This is a genomic window from Cellulomonas sp. NPDC057328, assembly GCF_042667215.1.
Lineage (GTDB): Bacteria > Actinomycetota > Actinomycetes > Actinomycetales > Cellulomonadaceae > Cellulomonas.
In genome coordinates this window covers 14,723-32,832 of the sequence record NZ_JBHUZW010000017.1, presented here as the reverse complement: position 1 = coordinate 32,832, position 18,110 = coordinate 14,723, and the positions used below count along the sequence as shown (strand labels likewise).

General features: G+C 76.5%; 15 protein-coding genes and 1 tRNA gene. 11 read left to right on the top strand and 5 right to left on the bottom strand.

Features of this window, described 5'->3' with window-relative positions; all coding sequences use genetic code 11:
• Positions 1-87 precede the first annotated feature (87 nt).
• The 3 genes from ACFUMH_RS05350 (at position 88) to ACFUMH_RS05340 (ending at position 4,453) form a co-directional block, all read left to right on the top strand.
• On the top strand, positions 88-1,065 hold the full coding sequence (locus ACFUMH_RS05350; RefSeq protein ID WP_378201528.1) for a phosphatase PAP2 family protein: 978 nt from the start codon (positions 88-90) through the stop codon (positions 1,063-1,065).
• 80 nt (positions 1,066-1,145) lie between these two features.
• Complete coding sequence (gene topA / locus ACFUMH_RS05345) at positions 1,146-3,884, top strand: type I DNA topoisomerase (RefSeq protein ID WP_378201525.1); 2,739 nt, start codon at positions 1,146-1,148, stop codon at positions 3,882-3,884.
• 314 nt (positions 3,885-4,198) lie between these two features.
• Positions 4,199-4,453: a hypothetical protein gene (locus ACFUMH_RS05340; protein WP_378201522.1), complete on the top strand. Its 255-nt coding sequence runs from the start codon at positions 4,199-4,201 to the stop codon at positions 4,451-4,453.
• Between the two features lie 79 nt (positions 4,454-4,532).
• Here ACFUMH_RS05340 and ACFUMH_RS05335 read toward each other — a convergent pair whose 3' ends face one another.
• On the bottom strand, positions 4,533-4,955 hold the full coding sequence (locus tag ACFUMH_RS05335; RefSeq protein WP_378201519.1) for a VOC family protein: 423 nt from the start codon (positions 4,953-4,955) through the stop codon (positions 4,533-4,535).
• 107 nt (positions 4,956-5,062) lie between these two features.
• On the opposite strand from ACFUMH_RS05335, the gene ACFUMH_RS05330 reads away from it, so the two are divergent.
• Positions 5,063-6,079: a helix-turn-helix transcriptional regulator gene (locus ACFUMH_RS05330; RefSeq protein ID WP_378201516.1), complete on the top strand. Its 1,017-nt coding sequence runs from the start codon at positions 5,063-5,065 to the stop codon at positions 6,077-6,079.
• Positions 6,080-6,143: 64 nt separating this feature from the next.
• On the opposite strand, the gene ACFUMH_RS05325 is transcribed toward ACFUMH_RS05330, so the two are convergent.
• Complete coding sequence (locus ACFUMH_RS05325) at positions 6,144-7,274, bottom strand: hypothetical protein (RefSeq protein WP_378201513.1); 1,131 nt, start codon at positions 7,272-7,274, stop codon at positions 6,144-6,146.
• Positions 7,275-7,616: 342 nt separating this feature from the next.
• Between ACFUMH_RS05325 and ACFUMH_RS05320 the strand changes: the two genes are divergently transcribed.
• From ACFUMH_RS05320 to ACFUMH_RS05295, 6 genes are all read left to right on the top strand, one after another.
• Complete coding sequence (locus ACFUMH_RS05320; RefSeq protein ID WP_378201510.1) at positions 7,617-9,257, top strand: GNAT family N-acetyltransferase; 1,641 nt, start codon at positions 7,617-7,619, stop codon at positions 9,255-9,257.
• Positions 9,258-9,399: 142 nt separating this feature from the next.
• Positions 9,400-10,416: a Gfo/Idh/MocA family protein gene (locus tag ACFUMH_RS05315; RefSeq protein WP_378201508.1), complete on the top strand. Its 1,017-nt coding sequence runs from the start codon at positions 9,400-9,402 to the stop codon at positions 10,414-10,416.
• A 112-nt stretch (positions 10,417-10,528) separates the two neighbouring features.
• A complete protein-coding gene (gene tmk, locus ACFUMH_RS05310; RefSeq protein WP_378201505.1) occupies positions 10,529-11,287 on the top strand; it encodes a dTMP kinase in 759 nt (252 codons plus the stop codon).
• Positions 11,284-12,420, top strand: a complete 1,137-nt coding sequence (locus ACFUMH_RS05305; protein WP_378201502.1) for a DNA polymerase III subunit delta' — start codon at positions 11,284-11,286, stop codon at positions 12,418-12,420. Before tmk ends, ACFUMH_RS05305 begins: the two co-directional genes overlap by 4 nt.
• Before the next feature lie 58 nt (positions 12,421-12,478).
• Positions 12,479-14,011, top strand: coding sequence for an alpha/beta hydrolase (locus ACFUMH_RS05300; protein ID WP_378201499.1), 1,533 nt, complete (start codon positions 12,479-12,481; stop codon positions 14,009-14,011).
• A gap of 79 nt (positions 14,012-14,090) precedes the next feature.
• Positions 14,091-14,163, top strand: a tRNA-Thr gene (locus ACFUMH_RS05295).
• A 77-nt stretch (positions 14,164-14,240) separates the two neighbouring features.
• On the opposite strand, the gene helR is transcribed toward ACFUMH_RS05295, so the two are convergent.
• The 3 genes from helR to ACFUMH_RS05280 form a co-directional block, all read right to left on the bottom strand.
• Positions 14,241-16,421, bottom strand: coding sequence for an RNA polymerase recycling motor ATPase HelR (gene helR / locus ACFUMH_RS05290; protein WP_378201496.1), 2,181 nt, complete (start codon positions 16,419-16,421; stop codon positions 14,241-14,243).
• A 148-nt stretch (positions 16,422-16,569) separates the two neighbouring features.
• The gene (locus ACFUMH_RS05285) at positions 16,570-17,007 is read right to left on the bottom strand and encodes a hypothetical protein (protein ID WP_378201493.1); all 438 of its coding nucleotides are present in this window, start codon (positions 17,005-17,007) and stop codon (positions 16,570-16,572) included.
• A 32-nt stretch (positions 17,008-17,039) separates the two neighbouring features.
• Positions 17,040-17,231 (bottom strand): hypothetical protein, encoded by a 192-nt coding sequence (locus tag ACFUMH_RS05280; RefSeq protein WP_378201490.1) that lies wholly within the window; start codon positions 17,229-17,231, stop codon positions 17,040-17,042.
• A gap of 165 nt (positions 17,232-17,396) precedes the next feature.
• On the opposite strand from ACFUMH_RS05280, the gene ACFUMH_RS05275 reads away from it, so the two are divergent.
• Positions 17,397-18,104, top strand: a complete 708-nt coding sequence (locus ACFUMH_RS05275) for a LiaI-LiaF-like domain-containing protein (protein WP_378201487.1) — start codon at positions 17,397-17,399, stop codon at positions 18,102-18,104.
• Positions 18,105-18,110: the final 6 nt, after the last annotated feature.

Below are 18,110 nucleotides of genomic sequence, written 5' to 3'. Positions count from 1 at the left end.
CGCGACGTGCCGCGCCGACGCGCCGCGGAGGGGCCGGGGGCGACGCCGCGGGGCGCCCGGTCCGTCCCGGTGTCCTACCGTGTGCAGGTGCACGAGCGCTCCTCCGTCCCCCCTGCCCGGGGTGCAGCGCCCGCCCCGACCCCTCGTCCGTCCACCGGCCGGCCCCGCGCCCGCGCCGCCGTGGTCGCGTGGGCGGTGGTGGTGGCGCTCACCTCGGCCGCAGCCGTCGCGGTGCTGTGGCGGTTCTTCGTCGTCACGTGGGCCGGCCAGCGGGTCGAGGACGCGTCGTTCGACGGCGCCCGGTACGGGCAGGGCCGGCTGTGGGTCGTGGCGGAGCCCGTGCTCGACGTCGTCTCCGTCGGGTTCGTCGCGGCGGTGCTGCTGGCGGCCGTGCTCATCGCGGTGGTGCGGCGGCGCTGGTCGCTGGCCGTGCAGGTGGCGGTGCTGGTCGGCGGCGCGAACCTCACGACGCAGGTCGTCAAGCGCCTGCTGGACCGGCCCGACCACGGCGTGGGGGCCGACTACGGCAACACGCTGCCGAGCGGGCACACGACCGTCGCGGCGTCGGTGTCGGCCGCGCTGCTGCTCGTCGTGCCGCCGCGCGCGCGTCCGGCCGCCGCCGTCGTGGGCGCCGCCTACACGTCGGCGACGGGCGTGTCGACGCTCGTCGGCCAGTGGCACCGCCCGTCCGACGTGGTGGCGGCGACGTTCGTCGTGCTCGCGTGGGTGGCCGTCGTGTGCGGCGCGATGGCGGTGGCGCCGGCGCCCGCGACGACCACGGCCGCGCTGTCGCGCGTCGAGGGCGGCGACCGGTGGTGGCGGCGCACGCGGGCGACCGTCGTGGCGCTCGTGGTGGCGGCCGTCGGCAGCGGCGCGTTCGCGGCCGTGCTCCTCACGCGGACGTGGGCGGCACGCGCCGACGCGCTCACCGGACGCGCCGAGCTCGCGGCGTACGCGGGCGGCGTCGCGGCCGTCGTCGCCGCGTCCTGCCTGACGTTCGCGCTGATGCTCGTCCTGCGGCACGCCGCCGGGTCGCGGGACGAGACGGCCGCCGCACCCGCTTGACGCGGGCACGTAGAGTCCCCGGGGTACAGCCACCCCCTCACTCTCGTGCAGCACCCCGTACGCCACGGAAGGCCGGTCAGATGTCAGCAGGGCGCAAGCTCGTCATCGTGGAGTCACCCGCGAAGGCGCGCACCATCGCCGGGTACCTCGGCGACGGCTACGACGTCGAGGCGTCCGTCGGCCACATCCGCGACCTCCCGCAGCCGTCCGAGCTGCCGGCGGAGATGAAGAAGGGGCCGTACGGCAAGTTCGCGGTCGACGTCGAGCACGGGTTCCAGCCGTACTACGTCGTCGACGCGGACAAGAAGAAGAAGGTCGCCGAGCTCAAGAAGCTGCTCAAGGAGTCCGACGAGCTCTACCTCGCCACCGACGAGGACCGCGAGGGGGAGGCCATCGCCTGGCACCTGCTCGCGGAGCTCAAGCCCAAGGTGCCGGTCAAGCGGATGGTCTTCCACGAGATCACCCGCGAGGCCATCGCCCGCGCGCTGGAGAACACGCGCGAGCTCGACGAGCGCCTCGTCGACGCCCAGGAGACCCGCCGCATCCTCGACCGCCTCTACGGCTACGAGGTCAGCCCGGTGCTGTGGCGCAAGGTCGGCAAGGGACTGTCCGCGGGCCGCGTGCAGTCCGTCGCGACGCGGCTCGTGGTCGAGCGCGAGCGCGAGCGCATGGCGTTCGTGCCCGCGGAGTACTGGGACGTCGTCGGTACGTTCGCGGTCGAGGACGCGGGCGAGCCGCGGTTCAGCGCGCGGTTGTCGGGCGTCGGCGGGCAGCGCGTCGCCAGCGGGCGCGACTTCGACGACCGCGGGCAGCTGCGCACGCGGGACGCGGTCGCGCTGGACGAGCAGCGGGCGCACGCGCTCGTCGCCGGCCTGGCCGACGCGCAGTTCGCGGTCCGCTCGCTCGACACCAAGCCGTACACGCGCCGCCCCGCGGCGCCGTTCACGACGTCGACCCTCCAGCAGGAGGCGTCCCGCAAGCTGCGCACGAGCTCGCGGCAGACGATGCGCACCGCGCAGTCGCTGTACGAGAACGGCTACATCACCTACATGCGTACCGACTCGCCGACGCTGTCGTCGCAGGCGATCGACGCGGCGCGCCGCCAGGCCGCCGAGCTGTACGGCCCCGAGTACGTGCCGGACGCGCCGCGCGTGTACACGTCGAAGGCGAAGGGCGCGCAGGAGGCGCACGAGGCGATCCGCCCCGCCGGCGACCACTTCCGCACGCCGGCGCAGGTCGCCAAGGAGCTGTCGGGCGACCAGTTCCGCCTCTACGAGCTGATCTGGAAGCGCACGGTCGCCTCGCAGATGGCGGACGCGCGCGGGCAGACGGCGTCGGTGCGGCTCGCCGCGACGGCGACGCCGGCCGGTGCCGAGCCGGTCGAGGCCGTGTTCTCGGCCTCCGGCACCGTCATCACGTTCCGCGGCTTCCTCGCCGCGTACGAGGAGGGCCGCGACGTCGGCCGGTACGACGACGCCGAGGCGTCCGAGGACGGCGCACGCGGCGAGAAGGACGCGCGCCTGCCGCGCATGGCCGAGGGCGACCCGCTGACCGCGAGCGACCTCGCCGCCGACGGGCACCGCACGTCCCCGCCGCCGCGCTTCACCGAGGCGTCGCTGGTCAAGGCGCTCGAGGAGCGGGGCATCGGCCGCCCGTCGACGTACGCGGCGACGATCGGCGTCATCCAGGACCGCGGCTACGTGACGAACCGCGGTCAGGCCCTCGTGCCGACGTGGCTGGCGTTCGCGGTCACGCGCCTGCTCGAGGAGAACTTCGACCGGCTCGTGGACTACGGGTTCACCGCCGGCATGGAGGAGGACCTCGACGCCATCGCCGCCGGTCAGCGCGACCGCGTCGACTGGCTGAACCAGTTCTACTTCGGCGACCGCAGCGACTCCCCGCAGACCGGCGGGCTGCGCGGCATCCTCGACAACCTCGGCGAGATCGACGCGCGCGACGTCAACTCGATCGACATCGGCGACGGCATCACGCTGCGCGTCGGCCGCTACGGCCCGTACCTCGAGGCGCCCGGCGACGGCCCGGACGACGACCCCAGGCGCGCGTCGGTGCCCGACGACCTCGCGCCCGACGAGCTCACGCCCGCCAAGGCGCGCGAGCTGCTCGAGACGCAGCCCGACGGCGACAAGGTGCTCGGCACGGACCCGTCGACGGGCACCGAGGTCGTCGCGCGCAACGGCCGCTACGGCCCGTACGTCACCGAGGTGCTGCCCGAGCCCGAGCTCGACCCGAACCTGTCGGCCGCGGCGCGCAAGAAGGCGCTCGCCGCGCTGCCGAAGCCGCGCACGGCGTCGCTGTTCAAGTCGATGTCGCTGCAGACGGTCACGCTGGACGACGCGCTGCGGCTCATGTCGCTGCCGCGCGTGGTGGGTGTCGACCCGGAGTCGGGCGCCGAGATCACCGCGCAGAACGGCCGCTACGGCCCGTACCTGAAGAAGGGCACCGACTCGCGGACGCTCGCGTCCGAGGAGCAGCTCTTCACGGTCACGCTCGAGGAGGCGCTCGCGATCTACGCGCAGCCCAAGCGCGGCCGCGGGCAGACCGCGACGCCGCCGCTGCGCGAGCTCGGCGACGACCCGACGAGCGGCAAGCCGATCGTCGTCAAGGACGGCCGGTTCGGCGCGTACGTCACCGACGGCGAGACGAACCGCACGCTGCCGAAGGACGTCACGCCGGAGTCGATCACGCCCGAGCAGGCCGTCGAGCTGCTCGCCGAGAAGCGCGCCGCCGGCCCGGCGAAGAAGCGCACGACCGCCCGCAAGCCGGCGGCGCCGCGCAAGAAGGCGGCGACCAAGGGCTGAGCCCCCCGACGCACGCGCGAGCGGGCGGGCACCCCGGCGGGTGCCCGCCCGTCGTCGTCCCCGGGGTGCTGCCGCGTGCGGCGGCCCGGCGCTCGGCTGGACCCGCGCCCGGCCGGACCGCGCCCGGCCGGACCGCGCCCGGCCGGACCGCGCCCGGCTGGACCCGCGTCCGGCGGCGGGCGGACGGCCGGTGACAGCCCGTGCCGGTGCGTGAGAGCCTGCCCGGGCGTCGGGGGACGCGCCGGTGCGGCGCGTCGCGGCCCGGTGCGGGGGGACGACGGGGCCCGTGGACGGGCCGGCGACGGGGGGACGACGTGGCTGTGGACGCCTGGGCGGCGATCGGGATGTTCGCCGGGTTGGTGCTGGTCATCGTGGCGGGGCTCCGCAACCGCGCCGTGGCGTGGGCGCGGGAGCCCGGGGAGGCGGGCGCGCCCGGTGCGCGCGACCGGACGCGGTGGCTGCGGCTGACCGCGACGGTGGTGGGTGCGGTGCTCGCGATCGGGTGCTGCGCGGTGATCGTGCTCGGAGGTCTGCTCGGGACGGGCGGGGTGCTCGGCGGGGGCGCCTGACCGACGCCCGTCGACGCGGCGCACGGCCGGCGGCGGGGGACGACGTGCCCGCCCCCGCGCCGCCGGGGCGCCGCGCCGGTCAGCCCTCGTGGGCGACGGCGACGTCGAGCACCCACGTCACGCCGAACCGGTCGACGAGCATGCCGTACAGCGGCGCCCACCCGGCCGGGCCGAGGTCCTGCACGACCGTCGCGCCGTCCGCGAGCGCGGTCCAGCGCCGCGTGACCTCGTCGGCGTCCGCGCCGCGCACGGAGACGAAGAAGGCGTTCACGCCGCGCTCGTAGGGCAGCCGGGCCGGGACGTCGTAGGCCATGACGTGGAAGCCGTCCGGCGAGACGACCTGGCCCCACATCACCTGGTCGGCCTCGGCGGGGTCCTGCGCGGCGTGTGCGTCGGCGTACGTGACGACGGTGACGTCGCCGCCGAACACGCGCCCGTACAGCTCGAGGGCGGCGCGGGCGTCGCCGCGGAAGTTGAGGTGCGTCGTCGTGGTGATGCTCATGGTCGGCTCCTCGCCGGTCGGGGTGACGGCCGGGGCCGTCGTGGTACCGCCGACGCTAGGAATCATCGGTGCCAGTTCCTGACCGCGATGTGCGGGAGGGTGGGGGCATGGCCGTCACGAGCACCCGGACGCTGCGCCTGCTGTCGCTGCTGCAGCGGCGCCGGCACTGGTCCGGCACCGACCTCGCCGGCCGGCTCGGCGTCTCGCTGCGCACGCTGCGCCGCGACGTCGACCGGCTCCGCGAGCTCGGCTACCCCGTCGACGCGCAGCCGGGCGTCGCGGGCGGGTACACGCTGGCGCCGGGCGTCGCGCTGCCGCCCCTCGTGCTGGACGACGACGAGGCGGTGGCGCTCGCGGTCGGGCTGTCCGCGGCGGCGTCGACGGGGGTCGCGGGCGTCGCCGAGCCGTCCGTGCGGGCGCTCGCGAAGGTGGTCCCGGTCATGCCGAGGCGGCTGCGGCGGCGCGTCGAGGCGCTGCGGGCGGTGACGGTGCCGGGGACGTGGGGCGCCGGCTCCCCGGGCGGCGCGTCCGCGGACGTGCTGACGGTCGTCGCGCTCGCGTGCCGCGACGGCGAGCGGGTCCGGTTCGCGTACACCGCGGCCGAGGGGACCCGGAGCGACCGCACCGTCGACCCCTACCGCCTCGTGCCGCTGGGGTCGCACTGGTACGTCGTCGCGTGGGACGTCGACCGCGGCGACTGGCGCGTCTTCCGGGCCGACCGCGTGGGCGACCCGGCCGCCACGGGACGGCCCTTCGCGCCCCGCCCGCTGCCGGCCGAGGACGTCGCCGCCTGGGTGCGCGAGCGCGTCAGCGGCGGGCCGGAGCGGTGGCGCGTCGAGGCGGTGGTCGACGCGCCGGCCGCCGACGTGCGGCGCCGCGTCACGTGGTGGCTGTCGGTCGAGGACGAGCCGGACGGCCGGTGCCGCGTCCGCCTCGACGTCGACGACCTGCTGTGGGCGGCGACGGCGCTGGGCCTGGTGGGGGCGGACTTCACCGTGGTGTCGCCGCCGGAGCTGACGGCGACGCTCGACGAGGTCGCGGGGCGGTTCACGGCGGCGGCGCGGGAGCCTGCGGGACGTCGCGGGGAGGACCGCCGGTCACCGGAGGACGACGCGCGCGGCTGACGGGGGGCGGCCGGGCTGCGTCAGTGGCGGACCGACGTGGCGCCGGTCGGCGCCGGGTCCCGGGTCACGGCGTCGCGGGGCGCCACACCGGTTCGCCGACGTCGTCCCTGTCCTGCTCCCACTGCCGCGGGGGCCCGTCGTCGGCGACGTCCGTCAGCCAGTACGTCCGGTCGGGGTCCCAGCCGGCCAGGACGGTCGCGACGTCGCCCTGGACCGGCACGGCGCGGCCGGCCGTCGCCAGGTACCCCGCGACGGTGACGTGCACGGCGTCGACGTCCTGCGCGACGCGTGACCAGTCGGGCAGGCACCAGCGCCCGTCGCGGCCGGTGACGCGGTACCAGTCGTGGCGGCGCCCGGCCGTGACCTCGAACGGGTACCGGCGGCAGAGGTCCGCCCAGGCGTCCGGCCCGTCGACCTCGAGCACGCGCGCGTCCGCGGGCACCGGGACGGGCCGCACCTGCGCGTCCGTCCAGCCGAACCCGTCCTCGACCCACCACAGGCCGGCGGGCCCCCGGGTGCCGAGGCCCCGGGTCGTGGTGACGAGCCGGGTGAACGCCGGCACCGACCACCACGAGCCGCCGTACCGTGCGCGGACGTCCGTCGGCCGGTCGGCGCGCGCCCGCTCCTCGTCGGCGACCTCGCCCGCGCGCCACCGGGCGAGCCGGGTGCGCACGTCGCCGACGACGGGCGGCGCCGGTGTCGGCGTCGGCGTCGGCGAAGGGAAGTCGACGGCCCACTGGTCGTCCCGCGCGAGGGGAGCGGACCACCAGGCGGCCGCCGGTGCCGCAGCGACGTGCTCGGCCACCCGGCGCAGCGCCGCCCGCACCGGTGGCGTCGCGGCGAGCACGTCCTCGCCGTCGGGCTCCTGCCAGTAGCGCGCCTCGTCGACCGCGTGGGCGACCGCCCGCAGCAGCGTGCGGTCGTCGAGGTCCGCCAGGACGACCGCGTCGAGCAGGCGCGCGACCTCGGCCGGCGAGGGGTGCGGCAGGTCGGCGGGGTCGACCGGCCCGCCCGTCGACATGATCACGCGCGACGTACCGGCCCCGGGGTCGAGGTCGTAGGCGGCGTGGAACAGCGCCGTGCGCAGCGGCTGCACGTCCTGGCCGGGGTCGAGGTCGGCGGTCGCCCACGCGACCGCCAGGCACAGTCGCCGCCCGCGCGGACCGGCCAGCAGGGCGTCGGCGTCGAGCGTCACCCGTGAAGCGTAGGGCGGACATCCCGACGGCCGCCGAACCGGTCGTCGTGCAGCACCGTCCGGCCGCGGTGCTGTGCAACGGCCGGTTCGCGGCCCGTCCGCGGCGGCGGTCGGCAGGACCCGTGGCCGAAGCGGTGGTTGTGCAGCACCGTCCGGCCGCGGTGCAGCGCAGCGGCCGGTTCGCGGCCCGTCCGCGGCGTCGGGGGCAGGACCCGTGGCCGAAGCGGTGGTTGTGCAGCACCGTCCGGCCGCGGTGCTGTGCAACGGCCGGTTCTCGGCCCGTCCGCGGGCGCGTCGGTGGCCGCGCACCGCGTGGTCGTCCGTCGTCACCAGCCTGGCGTCGTGCCGCTGCCCGCGCCGTACCGCCTCGTCGAGGGACCGCCCGGCGTCGACGCCTACCTCGACCTCCGTCGCCTCTCCGGCCTGACGCCGCGCACGCGCGCGCAGGCGGTCGCCGCGCTGCCCGGCGGGTGGGCGGCCGTGCACGTCGTCGACGGCGACGGGCACCGGGTCGGCATGGGACGGGTCATCGGCGACGGCGGCTGGTACTTCCACGTCGTTGACATGGCCGTCCTGCCCGGGCACCAGCGCCGCGACCTGGGCGACGCGATCCTCACGTGGCTGCTCGACCGCATCCGTGCGTCCGCCCCGCCGGACCCGTACGTCACCCTCATGGCCGACGAGCCGGGCCGCCGCCTGTACGCCCGGCACGGCTTCGTCGCCACGGCCCGCGCACCATCGGGATGGCGCTCTCACGCATCTGACGCGGCGGCGAGACGATCGAGTTGCGACCCCGCGATCGTGCTGGGTCCGGGGTCGGCACGGCTGCACGATCGCAGGATCGTCGTCAACTCATCTCGCAAGGCGGATCAGAGCACGTCCCGACGCCGGCGCGTCCAACCGTCCCCAGCTCTCGCAGTCGCGCCGACGTCCACCGATATGCGTCCGTGCACACCACGGCGGCCGGGGTGCTGGTGCGGTCGGTGCGTGCGACGGCCGACACCCCTTCCGGACGTCCTGCTGCGGCTCGCCCACCGCCAGGAGGGTCTGCTCGCGACGCGGCAGTGCGACGAGGCCGGCGTGACGTCCGAGCGGCGTCGCGCGCTGCGGCGTGCCGGCGTCCTGGTGCCGGTGCTGCGCGGTGTGGACGACGCGACCGGCGCGCTGGTGGACGGGTCGGTCGGCCACCGCGCCGACGACCCGTCCCGGGTGCGACGCCGTGCGGCGTGGTCCGCGCTGCTGGCCGTGGGCGTGGACCGGGGCATCGCGGTGGGCGCGTGCGCGTTGGCGATGTACGGCGTCGAGGGGTTACCGGCCACCATCCGGCCGGAGGCGGCGCTGCCCGGAGCCTCGTACCGCGCCGCACGCGGTGGCGTGGTCGTCCGCTGCTTCGACACCGGGGCGTCGACCGTGCGACGCGGGCATGCGCGTCTGGTCGACCCCCTCACGGCTCTCGCTCAGGCCGTCCCCGAGCTGTCGCGCGACCACGCCGTCGCGGTGTTCGACTCGGCGATCCACCGCGGGCTCATCCGTGCGCACGACGTCGACCGGGTCGCGGACGCGGTCCGTGGGCGGCGTGGAGCGGCGTCTACCGCGAGCTGGTGGGACCTCGTCGACGGTCGTGCGCAGTCGCCGCTCGAGACGTGGGCGCGGTTGCAGTGCCGGGACGCCGGGATCCCGCCGCACGACCTCCAGGTCGCGGTCAGGGACGCGTCGGGCCGCGTGCTCGCGCGCGGCGACCTCGGGTGGGTGCTCCACGACGGTCGTCTTCTCGTGGCCGAGATCGACGGGGCGGGTCCGCACAGCACACCGGAGGCGCTGTACCGCGACCGGGAGCGCCAGAACAGGATCGTCGCGACCGGGGCGCTGCTCCTCCGCTTCACGGCCGGCGACGTGCACCGGGGCGGCGTCGCCGCGGCTGTGCGCCACCACCTGGTGCCGCGGCGTGCCCGACTGCGGGACGGCCCGTCGACGAGGCCGTGATCGTGCGAACGACCGTGGGTCGGACGCGGCACGATCCCGGGGTCGCGGCCGGCTCGGCCCGTCATGCGAGCCCGGCTTGGCCGCGTTCGCCGGGTGGGGCGTCACCCGGACGTGTCGCGCCGTCGCCCGCTAGGTTGGCGGCATGGCAGCTCGCACCGAGGACCCCCGTTCCGCTCCGCCGATCCGCTGGGGAATCCTCGGCGCCGGCAACATCGCCTCCACGTTCGCCAACTCCGTGCGCGAGTTCACGCGCGCGCAGCTGGTGGCCGTCGGGTCGCGCCACCGCGACCGGGCCGAGCGCTTCGCCACCGCGCACGGCATCCCGACGACGCACGTCGGCTACCGCGAGCTCGTCGAGGACACGCAGGTCGACGCCGTCTACGTCGCCACCCCGCACTCCGAGCACCGCGAGCACGCGCTCCTCGCGATCAAGGCCGGCAAGCACGTGCTCGTCGAGAAGTCGTTCACGCGCAACGCCGCCGAGGCGGAGGAGGTCTTCGCCGCGGCGAAGGACGCCGGCGTGTTCGTCATGGAGGCGATGTGGACGCGGTTCCTGCCGCACGTCTCCGCGCTGCACCAGGTGATCGAGGCCGGCGAGATCGGCGACATCGTCAACATCCGCGCCGACCACGGCCAGTTCTTCCCGTTCGACGCGAGCAGCCGCCTGTACGCGCCCGAGCTCGCCGGCGGCGCGCTGCTCGACCTCGGCGTGTACCCGGTGTCGTGGGCGCACGACTTCCTCGGGGTGCCGACCGGGGTGCACGCGGTCGGGCAGCTCGCGCCGACGGGCGTCGACGGGCAGATCTCGATGGTGCTCGAGTACGGCGACCAGGTCCAGGCGACCCTGCACACGACCATGTGGTCGAAGACGCCGACGACCTCGTCGATCTCCGGCACCGAGGGCTACATCCGCGTCGCGGGGAGCTTCTACGGGCCGACGCAGTTCCGCGTCGCGCGCCGCGACGGCCGGGAGTGGACGTTCGAGCAGCCGTACGCGCGCGGTCTGCAGTACGAGGCCGCCGAGGTCGCGCGCCGCGTCGCCGCCGGCGACACCGAGAGCCCGCGCATGAGCTGGCAGGGCACGCTCGACGTCATGCGGACGATGGACGAGGTCCGCCGGCAGATCGGCGTGACGTACCCGGGCGAGCCCACGGCCTGACCACCGGCACGTCGCCACGCCCCGGCACCCCACGGGTGCCGGGGCGTGCGCGCGTCCGGGCGCCGCCGGGGCTGCGGCGGGGAGTGTCCGGGGTGGGCGTTAGCCTGACGCCGTGACCCAGGACCGCCCGGCCGACGCCCGCCCCGACGCGCGCGCCGACGCACCGGCGGGCGTGTTCGTGTCGTTCGAGGGCGGCGACGGCGCCGGCAAGTCGACGCAGGTCGCCCTGCTCGGGCACCACCTCGCCGAGCGGGGGCGGGAGGTCGTCGTGACGCGCGAGCCGGGCGGCACCCCGCTGGGCCGCGAGCTGCGCCAGGCGGTGCTGCACGGGGAGGACCTCGACCCCCGCACGGAGGCGCTGCTGTACGCGGCGGACCGCGCGCACCACGTCGCGAGCCTCGTGCGGCCGGCGCTCGCGCGCGGTGCCGTCGTCCTCACCGACCGGTACCTCGACTCCTCCGTGGCGTACCAGGGCAGCGGCCGGGGGCTCGGCGCGGACGAGGTCGAGCGCCTGTCGTTGTGGGCGACCTACGACCTGCTGCCGCACGTCACGGTGCTGCTCGACCTCGACCCGGCCGTCGGGCTGGCCCGCCTCACCGGCGACCCCGACCGGCTGGAGTCGGCCGGCGACGCGTTCCACCGCCGCACGCGCCGGGCCTTCCTCGACCGCGCGGCCGCGGACCCGGGGCGCTGGCTCGTGCTCGACGCGACGCAGCCGGCCGACGTGCTCGCGGCCGCGGTGCGCGACCGGCTGGCGCCGCTGCTCGCGGGTGCGGACGCGGGCGCCGGTGCGGCCGCCGACGGCAGCACGCACGTCCCCGCGGGCGGCGCCGACGTGCCCGTCGTCGCCGGCGGGGGGATCGACGGATGAGCGTCTGGGACGACCTCGTCGGGCAGGAGCCGGCGGTCGCGGTGCTGCGGCACGCCGTCGAGGACCCGTCGGCGATGACGCACGCGTGGCTGCTCACCGGCCCGCCCGGCTCGGGGCGGTCGAACGCGGCGCGCGCGTTCGCGGCGGCGCTGCAGTGCGAGCGCGGCGGCTGCGGGACGTGCCACGCGTGCACGACCGTGCTCGGCGGGACGCACCCCGACGTCACGCTCGTCGCGACCGAGGGCGTCTTCATCCGCGTCGACACGACGCGCCCCCTCGTCGAGCTGGCCCAGCGGTCGCCGTCGCAGGGGCGGTGGCGCGTGATCGTCGTCGAGGACGCCGACCGGTTCAACGACCAGAGCGCGAACGTGCTGCTCAAGGCGGTCGAGGAGCCGCCGGCGCGCACGGTGTGGCTGCTGTGCGCGCCGAGCCCCGAGGACGTCCTCGTCACGATCCGCAGCCGCAGCCGCTCGGTGGCGCTGCGCGTGCCGCCGGTCGAGGCGGTCGCCGAGCTGCTGGTGCGCCGCGACGGCGTCGACCACCGCACGGCCGTCGTCGCCGCGCGCGCCGCGCAGAGCCACGTCGGCATCGCCCGGCGCCTCGCCCGGGACCCGCAGGCGCGCGAGCGGCGTGCCGCCGTGCTCGGCATCGCCACGAGCGTGCGCGGCGTCGGCGACGCGGTGCTCGCGGCGGGTGCGCTCGTCGAGACGGCCCAGGCCGACGCGAAGGCTGCGACGGAGGAGCGCGACGCGACGGAGAAGAACGCGCTGCTGCGCTCGCTCGGCGCGGAGGGCGCGACCACGCTGCCGCCCGCGCTGCGCGGGCAGGTCAAGGCGCTCGAGGAGGAGCAGAAGCGCCGCGCGACCCGGGCGCAGCGCGACGTGCTCGACCGGGCGATGGTCGACCTGCTCTCCCTGTACCGGGACGTGCTCGTCGTGCAGCTCGGCGCCGACGTGGAGCTCGTCAACGTCGAGCAGGAGGACGCCGTGCGGTCGCTGGCGGCCGGCTCGACGCCGGAGCAGACGCTGCGCCGGATGGACGCCGTCGGGCAGGCGCGCACGCGGCTCGCCGGCAACGTGGCCCCGCTGCTCGCGGTGGAAGCGATGGCCATCGCGCTGCGCCCGCAGGGCTGACACCCGCAGGGCTGACGGGCCGCCGGGAGCGTCGGTGGTGCGGGATACCGTAGGCGCCATGCCGACGCCTCCCGTCCTGCGCCGGTGCGTCCTCGTCGTCCTGGTCGCCCTCGGGCTGGCCGCGTGCACGCCGTCGCCCAAGCACCAGGCCACCGCCCCGACGTCCGACGCGTCGTCGTCCGCGAGCGCGGGCGTCGACCCGGCGCTGGCGCCGTTCTACGAGCAGCAGCTCGAGTGGACGGCGTGCGGGTCGCAGCAGTGCGCGGAGGCGACGGTGCCCCTCGACTGGTCGCAGCCGGACGGGGACACGATCACGCTCGCGCTGCGGCGCGTGCCCGCGACGTCGGGGGAGCCCGTGGGGTCGCTGCTCGTCAACCCGGGTGGGCCGGGGCGGTCCGCGATCGACTTCCTGCCGTCGTTCCAGGTGCTGGTCAGCGCGGAGGTGCGGGCGGCGTACGACCTGGTCGCGTTCGACCCGCGCGGCGTGCAGGCGTCGTCCCCGGTGACGTGCGTCGAGCCGGCGGAGCTCGACGAGCTCACCGCCTGGGTGCCGGACTTCACGACCGACGAGGGCATCGCCGAGGCCGTCGAGCGCAACGCCGCGTACGGCGAGGCCTGCCTGGAGCGGACGGGCCCGCTGCTCGGGCACGTCGACACCGCGAGCGCCGCGCGTGACATGGACGTGCTGCGCGCCGCGCTCGGCGACGACGCGCTCACGTACCTCGGCTACTCCTACGGCACCGACCTGGGGGCGACGTACGCGGCGCTGTTCCCCGCGCGGGTCGGCCGCCTCGTGCTCGACGGTGCGATGGACCCGACGCTCGACTCCGGCGAGGTCGCCGCGGGGCAGGCCGCCGGGTTCGAGGCCGCCCTGCGCGCGTACGTCGCGGACTGCCAGGCGGGGGCGGACTGCCCGCTGACCGGCGACGTCGACGCCGGCATGGCGCAGATCGGCGAGCTGTTCGACCGGATCCGCGCGAACCCCCTGCGCACGAGCGGCGACCGCGAGCTCACGGTCGCGCTCGCGTTCAGCGGCGTCGCGACCCCGCTGTACGCGCAGCAGTCGTGGCCCGTGCTGACGCAGGCGCTGACGAGCGCGATGCGGGCGGGCGACGGCACGGCGCTGCTGCAGCTCGCGGACCAGTACTACGGGCGCGAGCCCGACGGCACGTACCCCACCAACCAGAACGAGGCGTTCACCGCGGTGCTCTGCCTCGACGACCGTGCCCCCGCGGCGCCGGCGGAGATGCGCGCCGAGGCGGAGCGGATCGCGGAGGCCGCGCCGACGGTCGGCGAGTTCTTCTCCTACGGCGGCGCCGCGTGCGCCGAGTGGCCCGTGCCGGAGGTCGGTGCGCTCGACTCGTACGCCGCCGAGGGTGCCGCGCCGATCCTCGTCGTCGGCACCACCGGCGACCCGGCGACGCCGTACGCGTGGTCGCAGGCGCTCGCGGACATGCTTTCGTCCGGCGTGCTGCTGACGTTCGAGGGGGAGGGGCACACCGCGTACGGCCGCTCGAACGCGTGCGTGAAGGACGCGGTCGACGCCTACCTGCTGACCGGCACGCCCCCGGCCGACGGCGCACGCTGCTGAGTTTGGGACTCGGGCGGGACGCCGGGTACAGTGGGCGCGCTCGCCGTTCCGGTGGCCCTCGGGTCGCTGCGACGACAGCGCCGCCTTAGCTCAGTCGGCAGAGCGTCTCACTCGTAATGAGAAGGTCTGGGGTTCGATTCCCCAAGGCGGCTCACGGACCCACGGCCCCGCACCTCACCGGTGCGGGGCCGTCGTCGTCCCGGGGCCGGGCCGCGGGCGTCGGTGCGCGTCAGTCGCTCGTCAGCACCACCAGCCGCTGCGTGGCCCGGGTCATCGCCACGTACCGGTCGACCGCCCCGGTGACGCCGTCGCCGAACCGGTCCGGGTCCACGAGGACGACGAGGTCGAACTCGAGCCCCTTCGCGAGCTCGGGCGTGAGCGAGCGCACGCGCGGGCGGGGCGCGACGTCCGCCGGTGCGCCGATGACGCAGGCGACGCCCTCGGCGTGGGCGGCGAGCCACGCGTCCAGCACGGCGTCGAGGTCGGCCGTCCGCCCGTGCGTCACCGGGACGCCGGTGGCCCGCACCGACGTCGGCACGTTCGCGTCGGGCAGCGCCGCCCGGATCACCGGTTCCGCCGCCGCCATCACCTCGGTGGGCGTCCGGTAGCTGATGCCGAGCGTCGCGACCTCGACGTGGTCGAGACCCACGCGCGCGAGCCGCTCGGCCCACGACTCGGGGAAGCCGCGGCGGGCCTGCGCGCGGTCCCCGACGACGGTGAGGCTGCGCGACGGGCAGCGCCGCAGCAGCATCAGCCACTCGGCGTCGGTGAGCTCCTGCGCTTCGTCGACGACGACGTGCGCGAACGGCCCGGCGAGCGGGTCGCGGTCACCGCCGGACGGAGGCTCGGCGTCGACGAGGGCCGCCTGCAGGTCCTTCTCCCGCAGCATCCACATGAGCAGCATCTCCGAGTCGTCCGTCGCGACGAGGTCGTCCGCGACGTCCGCGCGGCGGGTGCGCTCGGCGGCGACCGCCGTGTGGTGCCGGTGGGCGCGGGCGCCGGCCTCCGCGTCACCGAGCCGGTGCCGGGCCGCGTCGAGCAGCGGCAGGTCCGCGGTCGTCCACGCGCGGGGGTCGGGGCGCCGGAGCAGCGCCACCTCCTCCGGGGTGAGCCACGGGGCGCAGAGCCGCAGGTAGGCGGGCACCGACCACAGGTCGGCGACGACCTCGGCCGGGTCGAGCAGCGGCCACGCGCGGTGCAGGGCCCGCTCGAGCTCCCGGTCCCGGCCGAGCGCGCGCCGCAGCCCCTCCGCGGGGACGTCGCCGTCCTCGTCGCCGTCCTCGTCGGCGTCCTCGTCGGCGTACCGGTCGACGAGCAGGTCCAGCAGCGCGTCCCGGATCTGGTCGTGCGCCTCGTTGTGCGGCGTCCCGACCTCGACGGCGGCGAACGCGTCCGCCCAGTCCGTCGGCCGGACGCGGACGTCGGCCCACGGCGTCGCCACGGTGAGGCCGGTGGTCGGCGGACGCTCGCTGAACGCCACGGCCGGCTCGACCGCGCGCACCATCGCCGCCGACGCCTTGAGGCGCGCGACCTCGGGGTCCGCCTCGGGGACGGCCGCCGCACCCTCCGGGACGAGGTCCCGCAGCGTGCACGTGCGCACCCCCTCCTCGCCGAGGCCGGGCAGCACGTCGGCGACGTACGCGAGGTACGGCTCGTGCGGGCCGACGACCAGCACGCCGCCCCGCCGGTGCCCCAGCCGCGGGTCGGAGTACAGCAGGTACGCCGTGCGGTGCAGCGCGACCACCGTCTTGCCGGTGCCCGGGCCGCCGTCGACGACGAGCGTGCCGCGGGACCCGGCGCGGATGATCGCGTCCTGGTCCGCCGCCAGGGTTCCGAGGACGTCGCGCATGCGCTCCGACCGGCTCGCACCGAGGGAGGCGAGGAACGCCGACTGGTCGTCGAGCGCCGCACGGTCCTCGAGACCCTCGGCGGTGAAGACCTCGTCCCAGTAGTCGCTCACGCGCCCACCGGTCCAGCGGTAGCGGCGCCGGCTCGCCAGCCCCATCGGGTCGGCGTGCGTGGCGCCGAAGAACGGCTCGGCGGCGGGGGAGCGCCAGTCCACGAGCAGGCGCCGCCCGTCGTCGTCCGTCAGCCCCACGCGGCCGACGTACACGGGGTCGGAGCCGTCCGCGGGCACCATGCGCCCGAGGCACATCTCCAGGCCGAACCGGCGCAGCGTCCCCAGCCGGGCCGTGGTGCGGTGCACCTCGGCGTCCCGGTCCAGCGCCCGCTGACCGGAGCGGGCGGGCGCGCGGCGGGCGGCGTCGAGGCGTGCGGACAGCTCGGCGACGGACCGCTCGACGCTGGCGGCGACCGCGGCCAGGTGGGCGTCGTCGGCGGCGACCAGGGATGGTGCCGCCTTGGCGGCGAGGCTCTCGGGCAGGCGGAAGGCGCTCGTGGTGGTGGTCATGGACGGCTCCGATCGGGTCGAGGCCCGACATGCTCCGCCACGACCCGGGTCTTGCCGCAAGACCCGGGGTGCGCTATACGTTGAGAGTGGCGAGGAGACGTGCTCTCCTCGCCGTCGTCGTGCCGGGGCCCGGGCGGCGCGCGTCCCGTCAGCCGCCGACGAACGCGAGCGCCTCCGCGACCGCCCCGTGCCACATCGCCGGGTCGTCCGACACGATCTGCACCCACTCGCGCATGGGCGGCCGGTCGTCCGGAAAGGGCAGCCCCTCCCCGGACGCCACGAGGCCGGCGACGCGGTCGCGCGGCAGCTTGACGACGAGGTGGGCGCCCGGTGTGAAGGCGGCGATGCGCCCGTGCGCGCGCAGCGTCGCGGTGCCGAAGTGCCGGCGCCCCGCGGACGGCACCACCACGCCCGGCACGTCGACGAACGCGGCCGCGACCGCGTGCAGGCGCGCCTCGGCCGCGGCGTGCGGGTCGCCCACCGGGACGCCGTCCGGGTGGACGCCGTCCGGGGGCACGCCGTCCGGGTGCACGTCGTCGGTGCCGTGCGCGTCGGCGCGCCCCGCGGGCGCCGGGTCCGTCGTCATGACGGCACGCTACGACCGGCCGCCGACACCCGTCACGAGGGGTTGGCGCCGCCGGGGAAGGGCAGGTCGTCCGGGTCGGCCGTGTCGGGGACGGCCGGTGGGGCGTCGTCGCTGGGCAGCGGCTCCTCCTCGCGCGGGTCGTCCGGCTGGACGTCGTCGCCCGGGACGTCGGTGAACTGCGGCTCGTCCGGCACGGCGCCGGGGTCGGGGATCGGGCTGCTCATCGGGCCACCTCCAGGTCGGACGCGCCGCGGGTGCGGCGGCTCGGACGTCGGCCACGCTAGGGCCGGCACGGCGTCGCCGCGACCGGCGGCCTCCCGTCCTGCCGTCGTCCACGGCCCGGCGAGGAGCACTGCCGCGGGCGCGCGCGGAGCGCTACGGTCACGACCATGCAGCGACGTCCGCCCGGTCAGGTGCTCCTCGGTCTGCTCGTCGTGGCGGTGGGCGTCGTGCTGCTGCTCGACCGCACGGAGGTCCTCGACGTCGACCCCGGTGCCCTCGTCGCGACGTGGTGGCCGCTCGCCCTGATCGCGCTCGGCGTCGTGTCGGCGCTGGTGGTGCCGCGCGCGTGGGTCGGGCCGGCCGTGGTCGCCGCGGTCGGCGCGGTGCTGCTGCTCGTGCAGCTCGACGTCGTCGAGCCCGACGTGTGGTCGGCGCTCTGGCCGCTGGTCGTCGTCGCCGTCGGGCTGGGCATCCTCCTGCGCACCGGGTCGTCCGGCGGCGACGCCGACCATGTGACGTCGTTCGCGTTCTGGTGGGGCGCCGAGCCGCGGACGCGGTCGCAGCGGTTCACCGGCGCGAGCCTCACCGCGATCATGGGCGGCATCTCGCTCGACCTGCGCGAGGCCGACGTCGTCGGGACCGCGCGCATCGACGTGTTCGTGTTCTGGGGCGGCGTCGACATCCGCGTGCCGCGCACGTGGCGCGTCCGCACGAGCGGCCTGCCGCTGCTCGGCGGGTGGGAGGACAAGACCGACCCGCCGTCGGACCCGGACGCGCCGCTGCTCGACGTGCGCATCGTGTCGCTCATGGGCGGCGCCGAGGTGCGGCACGGCAAGGTGAAGGCGGCGGCCGAGCCGGCCGAGCCCGTCGCCTGAGCGACG